General features: G+C 74.4%; 18 protein-coding genes. 9 read left to right on the forward strand and 9 right to left on the reverse strand.

The genetic code is table 11. The features are described from left to right. Positions 1–1,037, reverse strand: a 1,037-nt coding sequence (locus ABD308_RS05510) for a DUF2079 domain-containing protein (RefSeq protein WP_344327446.1), incomplete at its 3' end; no start/stop codon positions are given. A 113-nt stretch (positions 1,038–1,150) separates the two neighbouring features. Next, positions 1,151–1,663, reverse strand: a complete 513-nt coding sequence (locus ABD308_RS05515) for a GNAT family N-acetyltransferase (protein ID WP_344327451.1) — start codon at positions 1,661–1,663, stop codon at positions 1,151–1,153. A gap of 88 nt (positions 1,664–1,751) precedes the next feature. On the opposite strand from ABD308_RS05515, the gene ABD308_RS05520 reads away from it, so the two are divergent. Further along, on the forward strand, positions 1,752–2,879 hold the full coding sequence (locus ABD308_RS05520; protein WP_344327455.1) for a hypothetical protein: 1,128 nt from the start codon (positions 1,752–1,754) through the stop codon (positions 2,877–2,879). Positions 2,880–2,956: 77 nt separating this feature from the next. On the opposite strand, the gene ABD308_RS05525 is transcribed toward ABD308_RS05520, so the two are convergent. Further along, positions 2,957–3,283 carry a rhodanese-like domain-containing protein gene (locus tag ABD308_RS05525; protein ID WP_344327458.1) on the reverse strand — a complete coding sequence of 109 codons (327 nt, stop codon included), beginning with the start codon at positions 3,281–3,283 and terminating at the stop codon, positions 2,957–2,959. A gap of 46 nt (positions 3,284–3,329) precedes the next feature. On the opposite strand from ABD308_RS05525, the gene ABD308_RS05530 reads away from it, so the two are divergent. The 3 genes from ABD308_RS05530 (at position 3,330) to ABD308_RS05540 (ending at position 5,884) form a co-directional block, all read left to right on the forward strand. Next, positions 3,330–3,983, forward strand: coding sequence for a TetR/AcrR family transcriptional regulator (locus tag ABD308_RS05530; RefSeq protein WP_344327464.1), 654 nt, complete (start codon positions 3,330–3,332; stop codon positions 3,981–3,983). A gap of 161 nt (positions 3,984–4,144) precedes the next feature. After that, entirely contained in the window at positions 4,145–4,519 is a 375-nt protein-coding gene (locus tag ABD308_RS05535) for a YciI family protein (protein WP_344327467.1), read from the forward strand. Between the two features lie 54 nt (positions 4,520–4,573). Next, positions 4,574–5,884, forward strand: coding sequence for an RNA polymerase sigma factor (locus ABD308_RS05540; RefSeq protein WP_425554698.1), 1,311 nt, complete (start codon positions 4,574–4,576; stop codon positions 5,882–5,884). 92 nt (positions 5,885–5,976) lie between these two features. On the opposite strand, the gene ABD308_RS05545 is transcribed toward ABD308_RS05540, so the two are convergent. After that, the gene (locus tag ABD308_RS05545) at positions 5,977–6,492 is read right to left on the reverse strand and encodes a MarR family winged helix-turn-helix transcriptional regulator (RefSeq protein WP_344327470.1); all 516 of its coding nucleotides are present in this window, start codon (positions 6,490–6,492) and stop codon (positions 5,977–5,979) included. A 125-nt stretch (positions 6,493–6,617) separates the two neighbouring features. Between ABD308_RS05545 and ABD308_RS05550 the strand changes: the two genes are divergently transcribed. Then, complete coding sequence (locus ABD308_RS05550) at positions 6,618–7,400, forward strand: dioxygenase family protein (RefSeq protein WP_344327474.1); 783 nt, start codon at positions 6,618–6,620, stop codon at positions 7,398–7,400. A 28-nt stretch (positions 7,401–7,428) separates the two neighbouring features. Here the strand turns inward: ABD308_RS05550 and ABD308_RS05555 are convergent, their stop codons facing one another. Next, positions 7,429–8,088: an NAD(P)-dependent oxidoreductase gene (locus ABD308_RS05555; RefSeq protein WP_344327478.1), complete on the reverse strand. Its 660-nt coding sequence runs from the start codon at positions 8,086–8,088 to the stop codon at positions 7,429–7,431. A gap of 124 nt (positions 8,089–8,212) precedes the next feature. Between ABD308_RS05555 and ABD308_RS05560 the strand changes: the two genes are divergently transcribed. Then, positions 8,213–8,803 (forward strand): maleylpyruvate isomerase N-terminal domain-containing protein, encoded by a 591-nt coding sequence (locus tag ABD308_RS05560; protein WP_344327480.1) that lies wholly within the window; start codon positions 8,213–8,215, stop codon positions 8,801–8,803. A 9-nt stretch (positions 8,804–8,812) separates the two neighbouring features. Here the strand turns inward: ABD308_RS05560 and ABD308_RS05565 are convergent, their stop codons facing one another. From ABD308_RS05565 to ABD308_RS05575, 3 genes are read right to left on the reverse strand one after another with little or no spacing between them, the layout of a single operon-like run. After that, positions 8,813–9,199, reverse strand: a complete 387-nt coding sequence (locus ABD308_RS05565) for a VOC family protein (RefSeq protein WP_344327483.1) — start codon at positions 9,197–9,199, stop codon at positions 8,813–8,815. Positions 9,200–9,256: 57 nt separating this feature from the next. Then, on the reverse strand, positions 9,257–9,787 hold the full coding sequence (locus tag ABD308_RS05570) for a GNAT family N-acetyltransferase (protein ID WP_344327485.1): 531 nt from the start codon (positions 9,785–9,787) through the stop codon (positions 9,257–9,259). Then, the gene (locus tag ABD308_RS05575; RefSeq protein ID WP_344327486.1) at positions 9,784–10,245 is read right to left on the reverse strand and encodes a group II truncated hemoglobin; all 462 of its coding nucleotides are present in this window, start codon (positions 10,243–10,245) and stop codon (positions 9,784–9,786) included. Before ABD308_RS05575 ends, ABD308_RS05570 begins: the two co-directional genes overlap by 4 nt. 336 nt (positions 10,246–10,581) lie before the next feature. Between ABD308_RS05575 and ABD308_RS05580 the strand changes: the two genes are divergently transcribed. Genes ABD308_RS05580 through ABD308_RS05590 form a run of 3 tightly spaced genes read left to right on the forward strand, consistent with a single transcriptional unit; the run spans position 10,582 to position 13,361 of the window. Beyond that, complete coding sequence (locus tag ABD308_RS05580; RefSeq protein WP_344327489.1) at positions 10,582–11,364, forward strand: SDR family NAD(P)-dependent oxidoreductase; 783 nt, start codon at positions 10,582–10,584, stop codon at positions 11,362–11,364. Positions 11,365–11,396: 32 nt separating this feature from the next. Continuing rightward, positions 11,397–11,777, forward strand: coding sequence for a MerR family transcriptional regulator (locus tag ABD308_RS05585; RefSeq protein ID WP_344327491.1), 381 nt, complete (start codon positions 11,397–11,399; stop codon positions 11,775–11,777). A 51-nt stretch (positions 11,778–11,828) separates the two neighbouring features. Next, complete coding sequence (locus ABD308_RS05590; protein ID WP_344327492.1) at positions 11,829–13,361, forward strand: AMP-binding protein; 1,533 nt, start codon at positions 11,829–11,831, stop codon at positions 13,359–13,361. 18 nt (positions 13,362–13,379) lie between these two features. On the opposite strand, the gene ABD308_RS05595 is transcribed toward ABD308_RS05590, so the two are convergent. Continuing rightward, the coding region (locus ABD308_RS05595) for a response regulator transcription factor (RefSeq protein ID WP_344327494.1) at positions 13,380–13,631 on the reverse strand (252 nt) is incomplete at its 5' end.

Consider the following 13,631-nt stretch of genomic DNA (forward strand, 5'->3'; position numbering starts at 1 on the left):
GCGGGGGCGGTGGCGGCGTCCGGTACGGCGGGGGCGGCCCCTCGGGCGAACGCGCCGGTCCGGTCGAGGGCGTCCACCAGGGCCGCCAGCAGCAGCGGCATCAGCACCGCGCTGTAGTGGTACCCCACGCCCCAGTAGTGCGGGTTGTCGGCGAGCAGCCGCCAGGCCAGGGTCGGCACGCAGAGCAGCGCCAGCGGCGAGCGCAGCCCCAGGAACCCGGCGGTCGCGGCGGCCAGCCCGAGCAGCAGCCACTTCAGCGGCGGCCAGACCAGCCGGGCCGCCGCCTCCCACGGCGCGCCGACGGCCTCCCCGGCGCCCATCTGCCCCCAGTAGTCGAAGTCGCCGCCGGGGTTGAACGAGGGCAGGACCACCAGCACGGTCAGCGCCGTCGCGGCGAGCCCGAACAGCGCCGTACCGAAACCCAGCGCCCGGATCCCGCTCCCGCGCGGGGCACGGACGCACACCAGGACGCCGACCACGGCCACCGTCAGCCCGAGGTCCTCCTTCACCAGCACCAGCGGCAGCGCCCAGAGCACCGCCGCGACCGGCCGCCCCCGCCCCAGCGCGGCGGCCGCGAACGCCAGCAGCGGCACGGCGAACGCGATCTCGTGGAAGTCGTCGGCCACCGCCTCGACGATCCCCCAGGACGCCCCGGTCAGGCCGCCTACGAGGCCGGCGAGGCGCCACCCGCCGACCTCGTAGGCCCACCGGCTGAGCGGCACCACGGCCAGCGCCATCAGCACCGCCTGTGCGAGGAGCAGCGTCACGGTGCTCGGGAACGCCCGGTAGAGCGGGGCGAGGGCGGCGAGCAGTGGGTGGAAGTGGTCGCCGAGCAGGTGGTAGCCGGGGCCCTTGAGCGGCACGAGGGGCGCCTCGCCGCGCGCGTAGGCGCGCACCGCCTGTTCGAAGATGCCCAGGTCATAGGCCTGCGTCAGGACGCGCCGGTGCCGGTTGACGGCGACGCAGGAGTAGAGCACGGCGAACAGTCCGGCCGATCCCCAGGACAGGACCCCGGGGCGCCGGAGGGAGCGGAGCATCGACATCACCAAACCACCCTTCCACTATCTAATTAGTGAAAGGGTGGTGGAACCCCGGAGTCGCCGTCAACCCGGGGGCGGTCCTGCGGGGTGGCCGGCCGACCCCCTCGGGATCAGGAGAGTTCGTCGGCGAGCAGGTCCATCAGGAGGTTGTCGTGCCAGGTTCCGTCCGGGCCGCGCTCGTACTGGCGCATCACGCCCACGGGGCGGAAGCCGGCCTTCTCGTAGCAGCGGATCGCCGGGGCGTTGTCGGTCGCCGGGTCAATGATCAGGCGGTGGTAGTGGTGGTGGTCGATGAGGTGGCGGGCCAGGGTGCGGACGGTGTCGGTACCGTGGCCCCGGCCGTGGACGGCCGGGTCGAGGTAGAGGTCCATGCCGGCGTGGCGGTACTCGTCGTCGTTGTTGGCGTACCACTGGACGGCGCCGACGATCCGGCCGCCGGCCTCGATGGCGAAGGTCTCGGTGTCGGGGTCGGCGAGGTCGGTGGCGACGGCGTCGGCGAGGTCGTCGCCACCGCGCCAGCGGGCGTAGACCTCGGGGGTGCGGCGGATGGCCACCAGGGCGGGGATGTCGCCGGGCGTGGCCGGGCGGAGAATGACGTGGGTGCCGTGCAGGATCGTCCCCATTGCAGCGGATGTTTCCATGGAACACCGCGTTCGGCGAACCATTTTCGGCTTTGCGCGCGCCCCTTCCCAGCAGGGATGATTCGCCGTCGTGATACATCTGTCGATCTTCGTTCTCGCCGTGGTGGTCTATCTCGCCTACCGGGCCGTGCGCCGGCGGCGCCATCTGAAGTGGGCCCGCGACGGCTTCGACCCGGCCGCGTACGGCATGCCCCCGCGCGAGCGCCTCGACCCGACCCGTCCCGGTCCGCCGACCCCACTGGAGCAGCGGCAGCGCTCGCAGGCGGTCGCCGACGCGGCGTGGGCCGGGGACTGGCGTCCGGCGGCCGCGTACGCCGCCGAGCCCGGGGACCACTGGGACGAGCGGTGGTCGCGGCTGGAACTGCTCGGCGCGATCGCCAAGCAGGGCGACGGCTGGCTGAGCGCCTGGCGCTCCGCCGAGCCGGGCAACTGCGACGCCGCCACCCTGGAGGCGAAGCTGATGGTGCACCGCGCGTGGGAGGTGCGCGGCTCCGGCTACCGGGACGAGGTCGGCGACGACGCGATCAACGCCTTCATCGAGATGCTGCCGGCCGCGATCGAGGCGGCCCGCCGGGCCGCCCTGCTGGACCCGGCGAACCCGGGACCGTGGGTGGTCATCGTGACGGCGGCGCGCGGCGCGCAGTTCACGCCGGAGCAGTTCCAGGAGGCCTGGAACGAGCTGGTCAAGCGCGCCTGGTACCACTACCAGGGCCACTGGCAGGCGATGCAGTACTGGTGCGAGAAGTGGTTCGGCTCGAACAAGCAGATGATGGCCTTCGCCGAGCGCGCCATGGACGCGGCCCCGCCCGGGAGCCCGCTGGGCGGGATCTACCTGCACGCGCTCGCGGAGCTGGAGGGCCGTAGGAGCGTCGCGTCCGCGCTGGCGGCCGACCGGACGAAGTGGCGGATCGAGAACCTCGCCACCCAGCTGCGGCAGGTCCGTCCGGACGACGAGCACCTGCCCCGGCTGCGGCACCTGCTGGCGCACTTCGCGGGCGAGGTGGAGGCGCACGACGTCGCGCTGGAGCAGTTCCGGGCGATCGGCCCGTGGTGCGGCGCGTACCCGTGGAGCGAGCGGGAGGACCCGGCGGCGGCGTTCGACGTGGCCCGCGCGCTGGCGGTGAAGCGGGCCAAGGCGGAGCCGCTGGCCGATGAGCTGCGGCCGAAGAAGAACGCCGGCACGCAGCAGCAGCGCTAGCCGCGGCGGTGACGAGGGAGGGGCGCTCCCCGCGTTGCACCCCTCCCCCGGCCGGTGACGGCTCAGGCGTTCACGGCTCAGGCGGTCTCGACCGGCAGGCCGGCCTCGGACCAGTCCTGGATGCCCTCGCGGTACTTGCGGACGTTGGTGTAGCCGAGCGCGGTCAGGCGGTCGGCGACCTGGCCGCTGTTGGGGCAGGCCTCGTTGGAGCAGTAGGTGACGATGGCGGCCCCGCGGTCCGGCAGCAGCCCGGGCGCGAGCCGGTCGACGTCGGCCCGGACGAGCTCGATCGCACCGGGCAGGTGCTGCTGGGCGTAGTAGTCGCCGCCGAGGGTGTCGAGAACGGTGACGGAACCGGTCTCGATGGCCTCGGCCAGTTCGGTCCGGGTGATGAGTGCGGTCATGCTGCGCCTCCTGGGGCTGCGCGCCGATTCGGACTATAGTCCGCTTATGACTCAGGACAGTAGCGGACCGCAGTCCGCTTACGCAATGCCCGAGGGTGCCGTCCCGCTGGAGCTGCTGCGCACGCCGCCGCCCGTCGAGCGCGCCGACGCCGCCCGCAACCGGGCCGCCGTGCTGGAGGCCGCTTCCCGGCTGTTCGCCGAGCACGGGGTGGAGTCGGTCTCCATGGACCAGGTGGCCGCCGCGGCCGGCGTCGGCAAGGGCACGCTGTTCCGCCGCTTCGGCGACAAGGCCGGGCTCGGCGTGGCCCTGCTGGACACCCGCGAACGCGCGCTCCAGGACGCGATCCTGCGGGGGCCGGCACCGCTCGGCCCGGGCGAGGCGCACGCCACTGCGACGGGCGGCGCGCGGCTGGCGGCGTTCGTCACCGCCTATCTGGACTACCTGCTGGAACACCTCGACCTGGTCCGGATGTCCGAGACGGCCGGCCGGGGTTCGCGCTACCGCATCGGCGCCTACAGGTTCTGGCACCGGCACGTCGCGCTGCTGCTCGGCACGGGCGGGCGGAGCGAGGACCCCGAGCACGACGCCCACGCCCTGCTGGCGGTGCTGGCGGCCGAGCACGTCGCCGCCCTGCTCCCGGAACTGGGCGAGGAGCGGATCCGGGCGGGGGCCCTGCGGCTCGCCGCCCGGCTGGGCTGAGCCGGGCTCGGACCCGTGGCGCCGGCGCCCGGCCCCGGTGGCCGGACCGGAAACACCCCGCGAGAATGTCGGGGCCGGCTGTCGAAACGGCCGCCGCCCGTTCGACGCAGGGGTGAGCGGCGGGGAGAGGCCCCGCCCGCACCGACGAGGAGTGAGCCACCATGCCGCGCTTCATGACGCTGATCCGCATCGACGAGGAGCAGGCCCCCGACTTCCAGTCCGACCCCGGTTTCGAGGAGCGGATGGGGGCGCTGTTCGAGGAGATCACCAAGGCCGGGGTGATGCTGGACACCGCCGGGCTGCTGCCCACCAAGGAGGGCACCCGGCTGCTCTGGGAGGGCGGGAAGGTGACGTACACCGACGGCCCGTTCACCGAGACCAAGGAGGTCGTGGGCGGCTACGCGCTGCTCCAGTGCAAGGACAAGGCCGAGGCGGTCGAGTGGACCCGGCGCTTCCTGGAGACGCACCCGGCGCACTGGACGGTCGGCGCCGAGCTGCGCCAGATCGACGAGGCCGCCACGCCGCCGGAGGCGTGAGCGGAGGGGCGGTGGTTTGCCGCGGACGGGCGGCGGCTGCTCTGATGGGTGATCGTGACGGAGCGCAACGCGGGCGCGGACGAGGCGGACGGGCCGGAAGGGGCGGCGGAGACGGCCAGGACCGTCGAGACCGTGTTCCGGATCGAGTCCGCGCGGATCATCGCGGGGGTCACCCGCATCGTGCGTGACGTCGGCATCGCCGAGGAGCTGGCGCAGGACGCGCTGGTCGCCGCCCTGGAGCAGTGGCCCGAGTCGGGCGTCCCGGACCGTCCGGGCGCCTGGCTCACGGCCACCGCCAAGCACCGCGCGATCGACCTGGTCCGCCGCCGGGAGACGTACGCGCGCAAGCTCGCCGAGGTCGGGCGGGCGCTGGAGGACGTCCCGCCGCCCGAGCCGTCCGGCCCCGACGACATCGACGACGACCTGCTGCGGCTGATCTTCACCGTCTGCCACCCGGTGCTCTCCGCGCAGGCCCGGATCGCGCTCACCCTGCGGCTGCTCGGCGGGCTGACCACGCCGGAGATCGCCCGGGCCTTCCTCTCCACCGAGCCGACCGTCGCCCAGCGCATCGTGCGCGCCAAGCGGACGCTGGCGCGGGCCGGGATCCCCTTCGAGGTCCCGTACGGGCGGGAACGGGCGGCCCGGCTCTCCTCGGTGCTGGAGGTCGTCTACCTGATCTTCAACGAGGGATACGCGGCGACCGCCGGGGACGACCTGCTGCGGCCCGCGCTCTGCGAGGACGCGCTGCGCCTGGCCCGGGTGCTGGCCTCGCTGATGCCGGCCGAGCCGGAGGCGCACGGGCTGGCGGCGCTGCTGGAGTTCCAGGCCTCCCGGACGGCCGCCCGCACCGGGCCGGGCGGCGAACCCGTCCTGCTCGCCGAGCAGAACCGCGCCCGCTGGGACCGGCTGCTGATCCGGCGCGGGCTGGCCGCCCTGTGCCGGGCGGGCACCGGGCCGTACTCCGTGCAGGCCGCGATCGCCGCCTGCCACGCGCGCGCCGCGCGGTACGAGGACACCGACTGGGCGACCATCGCCGCGCTCTACGGCCGACTGATGGCGCTGACGCCGTCGCCCGTGGTGGAGCTGAACCGGGCCGTGGCGCTGTCGATGGCCGAGGGGCCGGCGGTGGCGCTGGAGGTGGTGGACGCGCTGGTGGCGGAGCCGGCGCTGCGCGGGTACCACCTGCTGCCCAGCGTCCGGGGTGACCTGCTGGCCCGGCTGGGGCGGGGCGACGAGGCGCGGGCGGAGTTCGAGCGGGCGGCGGGGCTCACCCGCAACGTCCGGGAGCGGGTGCTGCTGCTCGCCAAGGCGGCGGAGGCGGCCGAGGCGGCAGCAGCACGGGCGGACGAGGGTGAACGAGGGTGAACGAGGGCGGCAGGTCGAGGGTGGAGGGTCGTCAGTAGTCAGGGACGTCGGGGACGCCTGGGTACGTCTGGGACGTCCGGGACGTCCGGGGCTCAGAGCGCGTCGTCGAGGCGCAGCCGGGCGCTGACCTGGCCGAGGCCGTCGGCGAGCACGGCCAGCTGCTCCCGGGTGAGGACGTCGATGAGCAGTTCGCGGACCAGGGCGACGTGCCCGGGGGCCGCCTCGCGCAGCATCTCGTCCCCCTGCTCGGTGAGTTCGGCGAAGACGCCGCGCACGTCGCTGGGACAGGAGCGACGGCCGACCAGGCCCATCTTCTCCAGCTGGGTGACCTGGTAGGTCAGCCCGCTCTTGGAGGTGACCAGCCTGTCCGCCAGTTCGGTCATGCGCAGTGAGCCGGCCGGGGCGGCGGAGAGGTGGACGAGGATCTCGTACTGGGTGTGGGAGAGACCCGAATCCTCCTTGAGCTGACGTTCCAGGCGGCGGTTGAGGAGATTGCTCGCGGTGACGAAGCTCCGCCAGGCGGCCATCTCCTCCTCGTCGAGCCAGCGGGGCTCGTACGAGGAGGCGGCGGAGGGGGGCGCCGAGGGTGCGGACGAGGTGGAGGGCATGGGGTGATCGTACTCCTATTGTTCAAATTCGAACGAAGGTGTACGGTCGAAGTGTCGGAGTTCAAATTTGAACTACCGAGCCGTAGCCGAGGGCCGCAACCGAGGGCCGAAGGAGAACAGCCGCCATGAGCACCGCCGCACCCGAGCGCATGCCCGCCCTCTACCTGTCGCACGGCGCCCCGCCGCTCGCCGACGACCCGCTCTGGCCCAAGGAGCTGGCCGCCTGGTCCGCCGACCTGCCGCGCCCCAAGGCGATCCTGATGGTCTCCGCGCACTGGGAGGAGGCCCCGCTCGCGCTCGGCGCCGTCACCACCGTGCCGCTGGTCTACGACTTCTGGGGCTTCCCCGAGCACTACTACCGCGTCCAGTACGCCGCCCCCGGCGCACCGGAGCTCGCCGAGCGCGTGCGCAAGCTTCTGCGCGCTCCCGGTACGCCCGTCCAGGACATCCCCGACCGCGGCCTCGACCACGGCGCCTACGTCCCGCTGGTGGAGATGTTCCCCGAGGCGGACGTCCCGGTGCTCCAGGTCTCCATGCCGACCCTGGACCCGCAGCGGCTGCTGGAGATCGGCCGCCGGCTCGCCCCGCTGCGCGACGAGGGCGTGCTGATCGTCGGCAGCGGCTTCTTCACCCACAACCTGCGGGCGCTCAGCCGCGACGGCCGGGTCACCTCGGTGATGGCCGAGTTCGACGACTGGGGCCGGCGCGCCCTGGCGGCCCAGGACCTCGACGCGCTGCTCGACTTCGAGCAGAAGGCCCCGGCCGGCCGGCTCGCCCACCCGCGCACCGAGCACTTCGCCCCGCTGTTCGTCACGCTCGGCGCGGCGGAGCACGAGCTGGGCAGCCAGCGCACGGTGATCGACGGCTTCTGGATGGGCCTGGCGAAGCGCTCGATCCAGGTCGGCTGACGGCCGGCGGTTCCCGCGCGCGCTCCGTTCAGAGCGCGCAGCAGGTGAAGCGCTCGCCGATGTGCTCGGGCTGCTCGATCTCGTCGACCAGCGCCACCGCGTAGTCCGGTACCGAGATCCGGCTCTCCCCCTCGGCGTCGGTGAGAAGTTGCTCCAGCCCGGTGCGGTAGCGGCCGGTGCGCTCGCCCGGGCCGATCCGGGCGGCCGGGCTGAGCACCGTCCAGCGCACGTCCGCGACCGTCCGGTAGTACGCCAGGGCGTCGCCGTGGGCGTGCATGATCTGCAGCACCGCCTCCGGCAGGCCCGGGGCGTCCCAGACCCTGGTGCCGGGCGCGGTCTCCAGGCTGCCCGCGCCACCGACCGCGACCAGCCGGGGCGCCTCGCCGCCGAGCCGGCGCAGCCCCTCGACCAGCGAGCGGGCGGCCGGTTCGATCAGCGCCAGGTGCCCCGGGCCGTCGCCGCCGCCGACCGCGCTCACCAGGGCGTCCTGCCCGGCGGCGGCCCGGGCCACGTCCGCCGGGTCCAGGACGTCGCCGGCCTCGACGGACACCTCCCCCGGGTGGCGCGCGGCGTCGAACCGGGACGGGGTGCGGACCACCGCCGTCACCCGGTGACCGCGCGCGGCGGCCTCCGCGACGACGGCGCTGCCGATGGTGCCGTTGGCGCCGAACACGGCGATCCTGGCCATGGGGTACCTGCCTGTTCTCCGGGGCCCGGTGGGGAGGGGCCGGGTGGGGATCCGGAGCCAGCAGTAGCACCCGCGGCGGGCGGGACCCTGGCGGACACGCGGGGGTCGGTGGGACGGTGGGCCGATGACCGATCATCCGTTGAACGGAGACGCCGTCCGCGCCGCGCTCGGCGAGCTGACGGCCGTCCTGGGCCCGGCGGCCGAGGCCGGCGGTACCCGCTGGGACGCGCCGGCCGGACCGCTGGAGTGGAGCTGCCGGGAGACCGCCGCGCACATCGCGCACGACCTGCTCGCCTACGCCGGCCAGCTCGCCGCCCGGCCCGACGACCGCTACCTGCCGCTGGACCTGACGGTGCGCCCGGAGGCCGGGCCCGCCGAGGTGCTCACCGTGGTCACGGCGTGCGCGCACCTGCTGGCCACCGCGCTGGACGCGGCGCCGCCCGAGCTGCGGGCGTACCACTACGGGCCGTGCGATCCGGCCGGCTTCGCCGCGATGGGCGTCACCGAGACGCTGCTGCACACCCATGACATCACCCTCGGGCTCGGCCTGGAGTGGCGGCCCCCGGAGCGGCTCGCCGCCGCCGCGCTGGCCCGGCTGTTTCCCGACGCGCCCGCCGGCGACCCGGTGGAGGTGCTGCTCTGGTGCACCGGGCGCGGGGAGCTCGACGGCCGCCCGCGCCGGAGCTCGTGGAGCTGGCGGGCGGCCGTCGGCTGAGGGCCGGTGTCAGGAGGCCTCGGTGGCGAGCCGCTCGGCGGCACTGCGCACGACGCAGAACTCGTTGCCCTCGATGTCGAGGAGGGTCACCCAGCCCTTGCCGTCCGGGGTGCGGTGGTCCTCGAACGGCGTCGCGCCCAGGGCGAGCAGGCGCTCCACCTCCTCGTCCCGGGTGCGGTCCTTCGGCTGGACGTCCAGGTGGGTGCGGTTCTTGACGGACTTGCCCTCGGGCACCCGGATGAAGAGCAGCGCGACACCCTCCGAGGTCACCTCCACCTCCTCGTCACCCGGCTGGTCGCCCTCGCCCAGGGCGCCGTCCAGCACCTCCGCCCAGAAGCGGGCCAGGGCGTAGGGGTCGGCGCAGTCGGTCGTCACGTGTCGCAGAAGAGAAGCCATGGGGTCACCCTGGCCTCGATCGCCACCCCGGTCCACTCGTTTTCCGGTGTCCACTCGTTATCCGGTGGCGCCGACGGGCCGGCTGTGCCAGTGACCGTCGAGCGGGTAGCGCGGCGGGGCGGCCGGGACGAGGCCCTCGAACGGGTAGCCGGTCTTCTCGGCGACCCGGCAGGACGCCGTGTTGTCCCCCTCGTGGAAGAGGTCCAGCCGGACCAGCCCGTCGGCGGCGAAGGTCTCCGCCGCCCAGGCGGTGAGCGCCGCCAGCGCGCGGGGGGCCACGCCCCGGCCGCGGGCGGCGGCGGCCGTCCAGTAGCCCACCTCGGAGCCGGCGCCGCCCGGGGCGCCGCGCTTGAGTACCACCTGGCCGACCAGCACGCCCTCCGCCAGGACGGCGAAGGAGTACCGGGCGCCCTCGCGCCGGCCCCGGTCCTCGGTCTCCAGCCAGCGGGCGGCCTCGTCCGGGCCGGTCACCCGGTCGCGGACGTAGCGGCGCAGCACCGGGTCGCGGTGGACCTCGATCAGGGCGGGTGCGTCGGACGCCCGGAAGGGGCGCAGCAGCAGCCCGCCGGCGGCGAGCGCGGTCCTCACCGCAGGCCCTCCCAGCCCCAGCGCGGGGTGGGCCCCGGGTCGCCGAGGTCGGTGCCGGCCGGGGAGGCGGAGACGTCCTCGGCGATCCTGGTGCCCCAGTCGAAGTACTCCAGGACGCGGCGGCGCAGCAGTTCGTCCTCGGGCAGTTCCTCGCGCACCGCCTCGGCCATCAGTTCCATCCAGCGCAGCCGCTGTTCCTCGGTGATGGCGAGGCCGAGGTGGGCGCGGAGCAGCGCCTGGTGGCCGCCGAGGTCGGTGGTGAAGCGGTCCGGGCCGTCGAACACCTCGGCCAGCCAGACGGCGACGTGCTCGACGTGGGTGGGCGTGAACCGGGCGAAGACCGGCGCGAGCAGCGGATCGGCGAGCACGCCCCGGTAGAAGGTGTCGCTCAGCCGCCGCAGGGCGTCGAGGCCCCCGATCGCGTCGTACAGGCTGCCGGAGCGGTGGTGGTCGGTCATCGGTGTCTCTTCCCCGTGGGTGGATCCCTTTCCGCCGTTCCTAGGGTCCGTCTTCAAACCCCCGTCGTCCGCCCGGAGGGCGGGCCGGGCGGCGTCTGGGTGCGTGCATCGCAAGGCGGAGGAGGGAGTCCATGCGGAGCATCGGCGACCGACGACAACGCGGCGAGGTGCGTGCCCAGACGTCGCCCGGCAGGCGGGGGTTTGAAGACGGACCCTAGCAACGGAACGCCGGGGATCGGCTCCCTGTTCGCCGCCGGCTCACCAAGCGGATCCGGCCGTTCCGTTCCGGGCCGGGGTTGACCTTGCCGTTGGCGGCAGGGTTGGAGGGTCGTGGGCATGGACGAGACGACGCGGGTGGACGAGGCAGTGGGGCGGCTCCGGGTGGTGGTGGTCACCGGGGCGGGGACCGGGATCGGGCGGGCGACCGCGCGGGCCTTCGCCGAGCAGGGGTCGCGGGTGCGGGTGGTGGCCGTCGGACGCCGGGCGGAGCCGCTGGCGGAGACGGCGGAGCGGGCGCCGGGACGGATCGTGCCGGTGGTCGCGGACATCACGGCTCCGGACGGTCCCGAGCTGGTCGTCCGGGCGGCGCTGGAGCGGTTCGGACGGCTGGACGTGCTGGTCAACAACGCGGGCGTCGCCCCGCACGCGACGCTCGGCGGCTACACCCCGGAGGGTGTCGGCGCGATGCTGGCCACCAATCTGACGGCGCCCCTCCTGCTCGCCCAGGCCGCGCTGCCCGCGCTCAGGGCGAGCCGGGGCGTGATCGTCAACGTGAGCACCGCCGTCGGGCAGCGCGGCTGGCCGAGCAACTCGGCCTACGCGGCGAGCAAGGCGGCGGTCGACTCGCTGACCCGCGGCTGGGCGGTGGAGCTGGCGCCGCACGGCGTCCGGGTGGTGGCGGTGGCGCCGGGCGCGATCGAGACGCCGATCGCCGACCACGCCGGGATCGGTCACGAGCGGCGGGCGGCCCTGCGGGCGTGGCAGCTGGCGCACACCCCGCTCGGCCGGATCGGCGAGGCCGCCGAGGTCGCCTGGGCGATCACCCAACTCGCCTCGCCGCAGGCCTCCTTCGTGACCGGAGTAGTCTTGCCGGTGGACGGTGGCGCCGTGGTGGGCTGAGCGCCGCGGGAGACGGACAGGGGGCGGCGCGGGTGCGGATCGGCGAGCTGGCGCGGGCGACCGGAACGACCGCCCGGGCCCTGCGGCACTACGAGCAGACCGGGCTGATCGGCTCCGGGCGCGCGCCCAACGGCTACCGGGTGTACGACGAGACGGCGGTGGTGCGGGTGCGCAACATCCGCGCGCTGCTGGAGGCCGGGCTCACCCTGGAGGACGTCCGGCCGTTCCTGGGCTGCCTGGACCGCGACGCGCTGGGGCCGCCGTCGCCCGCCGCGCTGCGGATCGCCCGGGAGCGGCTGGCGGTGCTGGAGCGCCGGATCGCCGCCCAGACCGAGGCGCGGGACCGGCTGGCCGCCGCGATCGCCGCCGCGCGGACGGCCACCGCCACCCGGGGGCGGGGCCCGTCCGGGTGACACCCCCGATCGGGGGTGTGCAGGCGACGGCGGGCGGAGGACAGTGGGCCCATGCAGATTCCACTCTCCGTGATGGACTTCCTCGACCGGGCCGAGCTGGTCTACGGCGACCGGGTCGGCATCGTCGACGAACCGGTGCAACCGGCCGAACCCTGGGCCGATCTGACGTACCGTCGGATCGCGCGGCTGGCGCGGGCGCAGGCGGCCGGCCTCGACCGGCTCGGCGTCGGCCCCGGTGAACGGGTCGCGATCGTGTCGCACAACTCGGCGCGGCTGCTGACCTCGATGTTCGGCGTGAGCGGGCACGGCCGGGTGCTGGTACCGGTGAACTTCCGGCTCAAGGCCGAGGAGGTGTCGTACATCGTCGAGCAGAGCGGCGCCTCGGTGCTGCTGGTCGACCCGGAGCTGGCCGAACCGCTGGCCGGGGTGGTCGCCAAGCACAAGTTCGTGATCGGGGCGGACAGCGACGCGCTGCTGTACGACTTCGAGAACGCGCCGCGCCGCTACGCGATCGACGAGAACGACACCGCGACCATCAACTACACCAGCGGAACCACCGCCCGCCCCAAGGGCGTTCAGCTCACCCACCGCAACGTCTGGCTGAACGCGACGCTGATGGCCCTGCACTTCGGGGCGAGCGACCGGGACGTCTACCTGCACACCCTTCCGATGTTCCACGCCAACGGCTGGGGCCTGCCGTTCTCGCTCACCGGACTGGGCGCGCGGCACGTGGTGCTGCGGAAGGTGGACGGCGCCGAGATCCTGCGCCGGGTCGAGCGGCACGGGGTGACCTTCCTGTGCGGCGCGCCGGCGGTGGTGCAGATGGTGCTGGACGCGGCGGCCGAGTGGGACGGCCCGGTTCCCGGGCGCGACCGGGTGCGGATGGTGGTGGCCGGCGCCCCGCCGCCGACCTCGGTGGTGCAGCGGATGGAGTCCGAACTCGGCTGGGAGTTCATGCAGATCTACGGCCTGACCGAGACCTCGCCGGTGGTGACGGTCAACCGCACCCGCGCCGAGTGGGACGAACTGCCCGCCGAGCAGCGGGCGGAGAAGCTGGTGCAGGCGGGCGCCCCGGCGATCGGCAACCAGGTGCGGGTGGACGAGCAGGGCGAGGTGCTGGTCCGCTCCAACGTGGTCCTCGACGGCTACTGGCGGCAGCCGGAGGCCACCGCGGAGGCGCTGCGGGACGGCTGGTTCCACACCGGCGACGGCGGCGTCCTGACCGACGGCTACCTGACCATCTCGGACCGGAAGAAGGACGTCATCATCAGCGGCGGGGAGAACGTCTCCTCGATCGAGGTGGAGGACTGCCTCTACGACCACCCGGCGGTGGCCGAGGCCGCGGTGATCGGCGTGCCGGACAGCAAGTGGGGCGAGACGGTCAAGGCGCTGGTGGTGCTGAAGCCGGGCGCGGAGACCGGCGAGGCGGACCTCATCGCACACTGCAAGCAGCGGCTGGCCGGCTACAAGTCGCCCACCTCGGTGGAGTTCCGGGACGCGCTGCCGCGCACGACCACCGGGAAGCTGCAGAAGTTCCGGCTCCGCGAGCCCTACTGGTCGGGGCGGGAGCGCAAGGTCAACTGACCGTCCTGGTCCGTGGGTTCATTCGAGCAGGCCGGACTCCCGGGCGGCGACGGCGAGTTCGGTGCGGTTGCGGACGCCGAGCTTGTGCATGGCGCTCTTCAGGTAGCCGGTCACCGTGTTGCGGGTGAGGCCGAGCTGGGCGGCGATCTCCGGGTTGGTCCGGCCGGTCGCCGCCCAGCGGAGCACCTCGTGCTCGCGCCGGGTGAGCGGGGCGCCCGGGGGTCTTCGCGCGGCGGTGGCGGGGGCGGCGGGCGGGGCCGGCGGCAGGGT

Origin of the sequence: Kitasatospora putterlickiae, from assembly GCF_039527695.1 — a bacterium.
Lineage (GTDB): Bacteria > Actinomycetota > Actinomycetes > Streptomycetales > Streptomycetaceae > Kitasatospora > Kitasatospora putterlickiae.

Bases quoted from the DNA above. Each gene is read 5' to 3' on its own strand.
- ABD308_RS05580 (WP_344327489.1), top strand. From the start codon at position 10,582: ATGGACGAGACGACGCGGGTGGACGAGGCAGTGGGGCGGCTCCGGGTG.
- ABD308_RS05530 (WP_344327464.1), top strand. From the start codon at position 3,330: ATGACTCAGGACAGTAGCGGACCGCAGTCCGCTTACGCAATGCCCGAG.
- ABD308_RS05560 (WP_344327480.1), top strand. From the start codon at position 8,213: ATGACCGATCATCCGTTGAACGGAGACGCCGTCCGCGCCGCGCTCGGC.
- ABD308_RS05555 (WP_344327478.1), bottom strand. From the start codon at position 8,088: ATGGCCAGGATCGCCGTGTTCGGCGCCAACGGCACCATCGGCAGCGCC.
- ABD308_RS05525 (WP_344327458.1), bottom strand. From the start codon at position 3,283: ATGACCGCACTCATCACCCGGACCGAACTGGCCGAGGCCATCGAGACC.
- ABD308_RS05590 (WP_344327492.1), top strand. From the start codon at position 11,829: ATGCAGATTCCACTCTCCGTGATGGACTTCCTCGACCGGGCCGAGCTG.
- ABD308_RS05535 (WP_344327467.1), top strand. From the start codon at position 4,145: ATGCCGCGCTTCATGACGCTGATCCGCATCGACGAGGAGCAGGCCCCC.
- ABD308_RS05575 (WP_344327486.1), bottom strand. From the start codon at position 10,245: ATGACCGACCACCACCGCTCCGGCAGCCTGTACGACGCGATCGGGGGC.
- ABD308_RS05515 (WP_344327451.1), bottom strand. From the start codon at position 1,663: ATGGGGACGATCCTGCACGGCACCCACGTCATTCTCCGCCCGGCCACG.
- ABD308_RS05550 (WP_344327474.1), top strand. From the start codon at position 6,618: ATGAGCACCGCCGCACCCGAGCGCATGCCCGCCCTCTACCTGTCGCAC.
- ABD308_RS05545 (WP_344327470.1), bottom strand. From the start codon at position 6,492: ATGCCCTCCACCTCGTCCGCACCCTCGGCGCCCCCCTCCGCCGCCTCC.
- ABD308_RS05565 (WP_344327483.1), bottom strand. From the start codon at position 9,199: ATGGCTTCTCTTCTGCGACACGTGACGACCGACTGCGCCGACCCCTAC.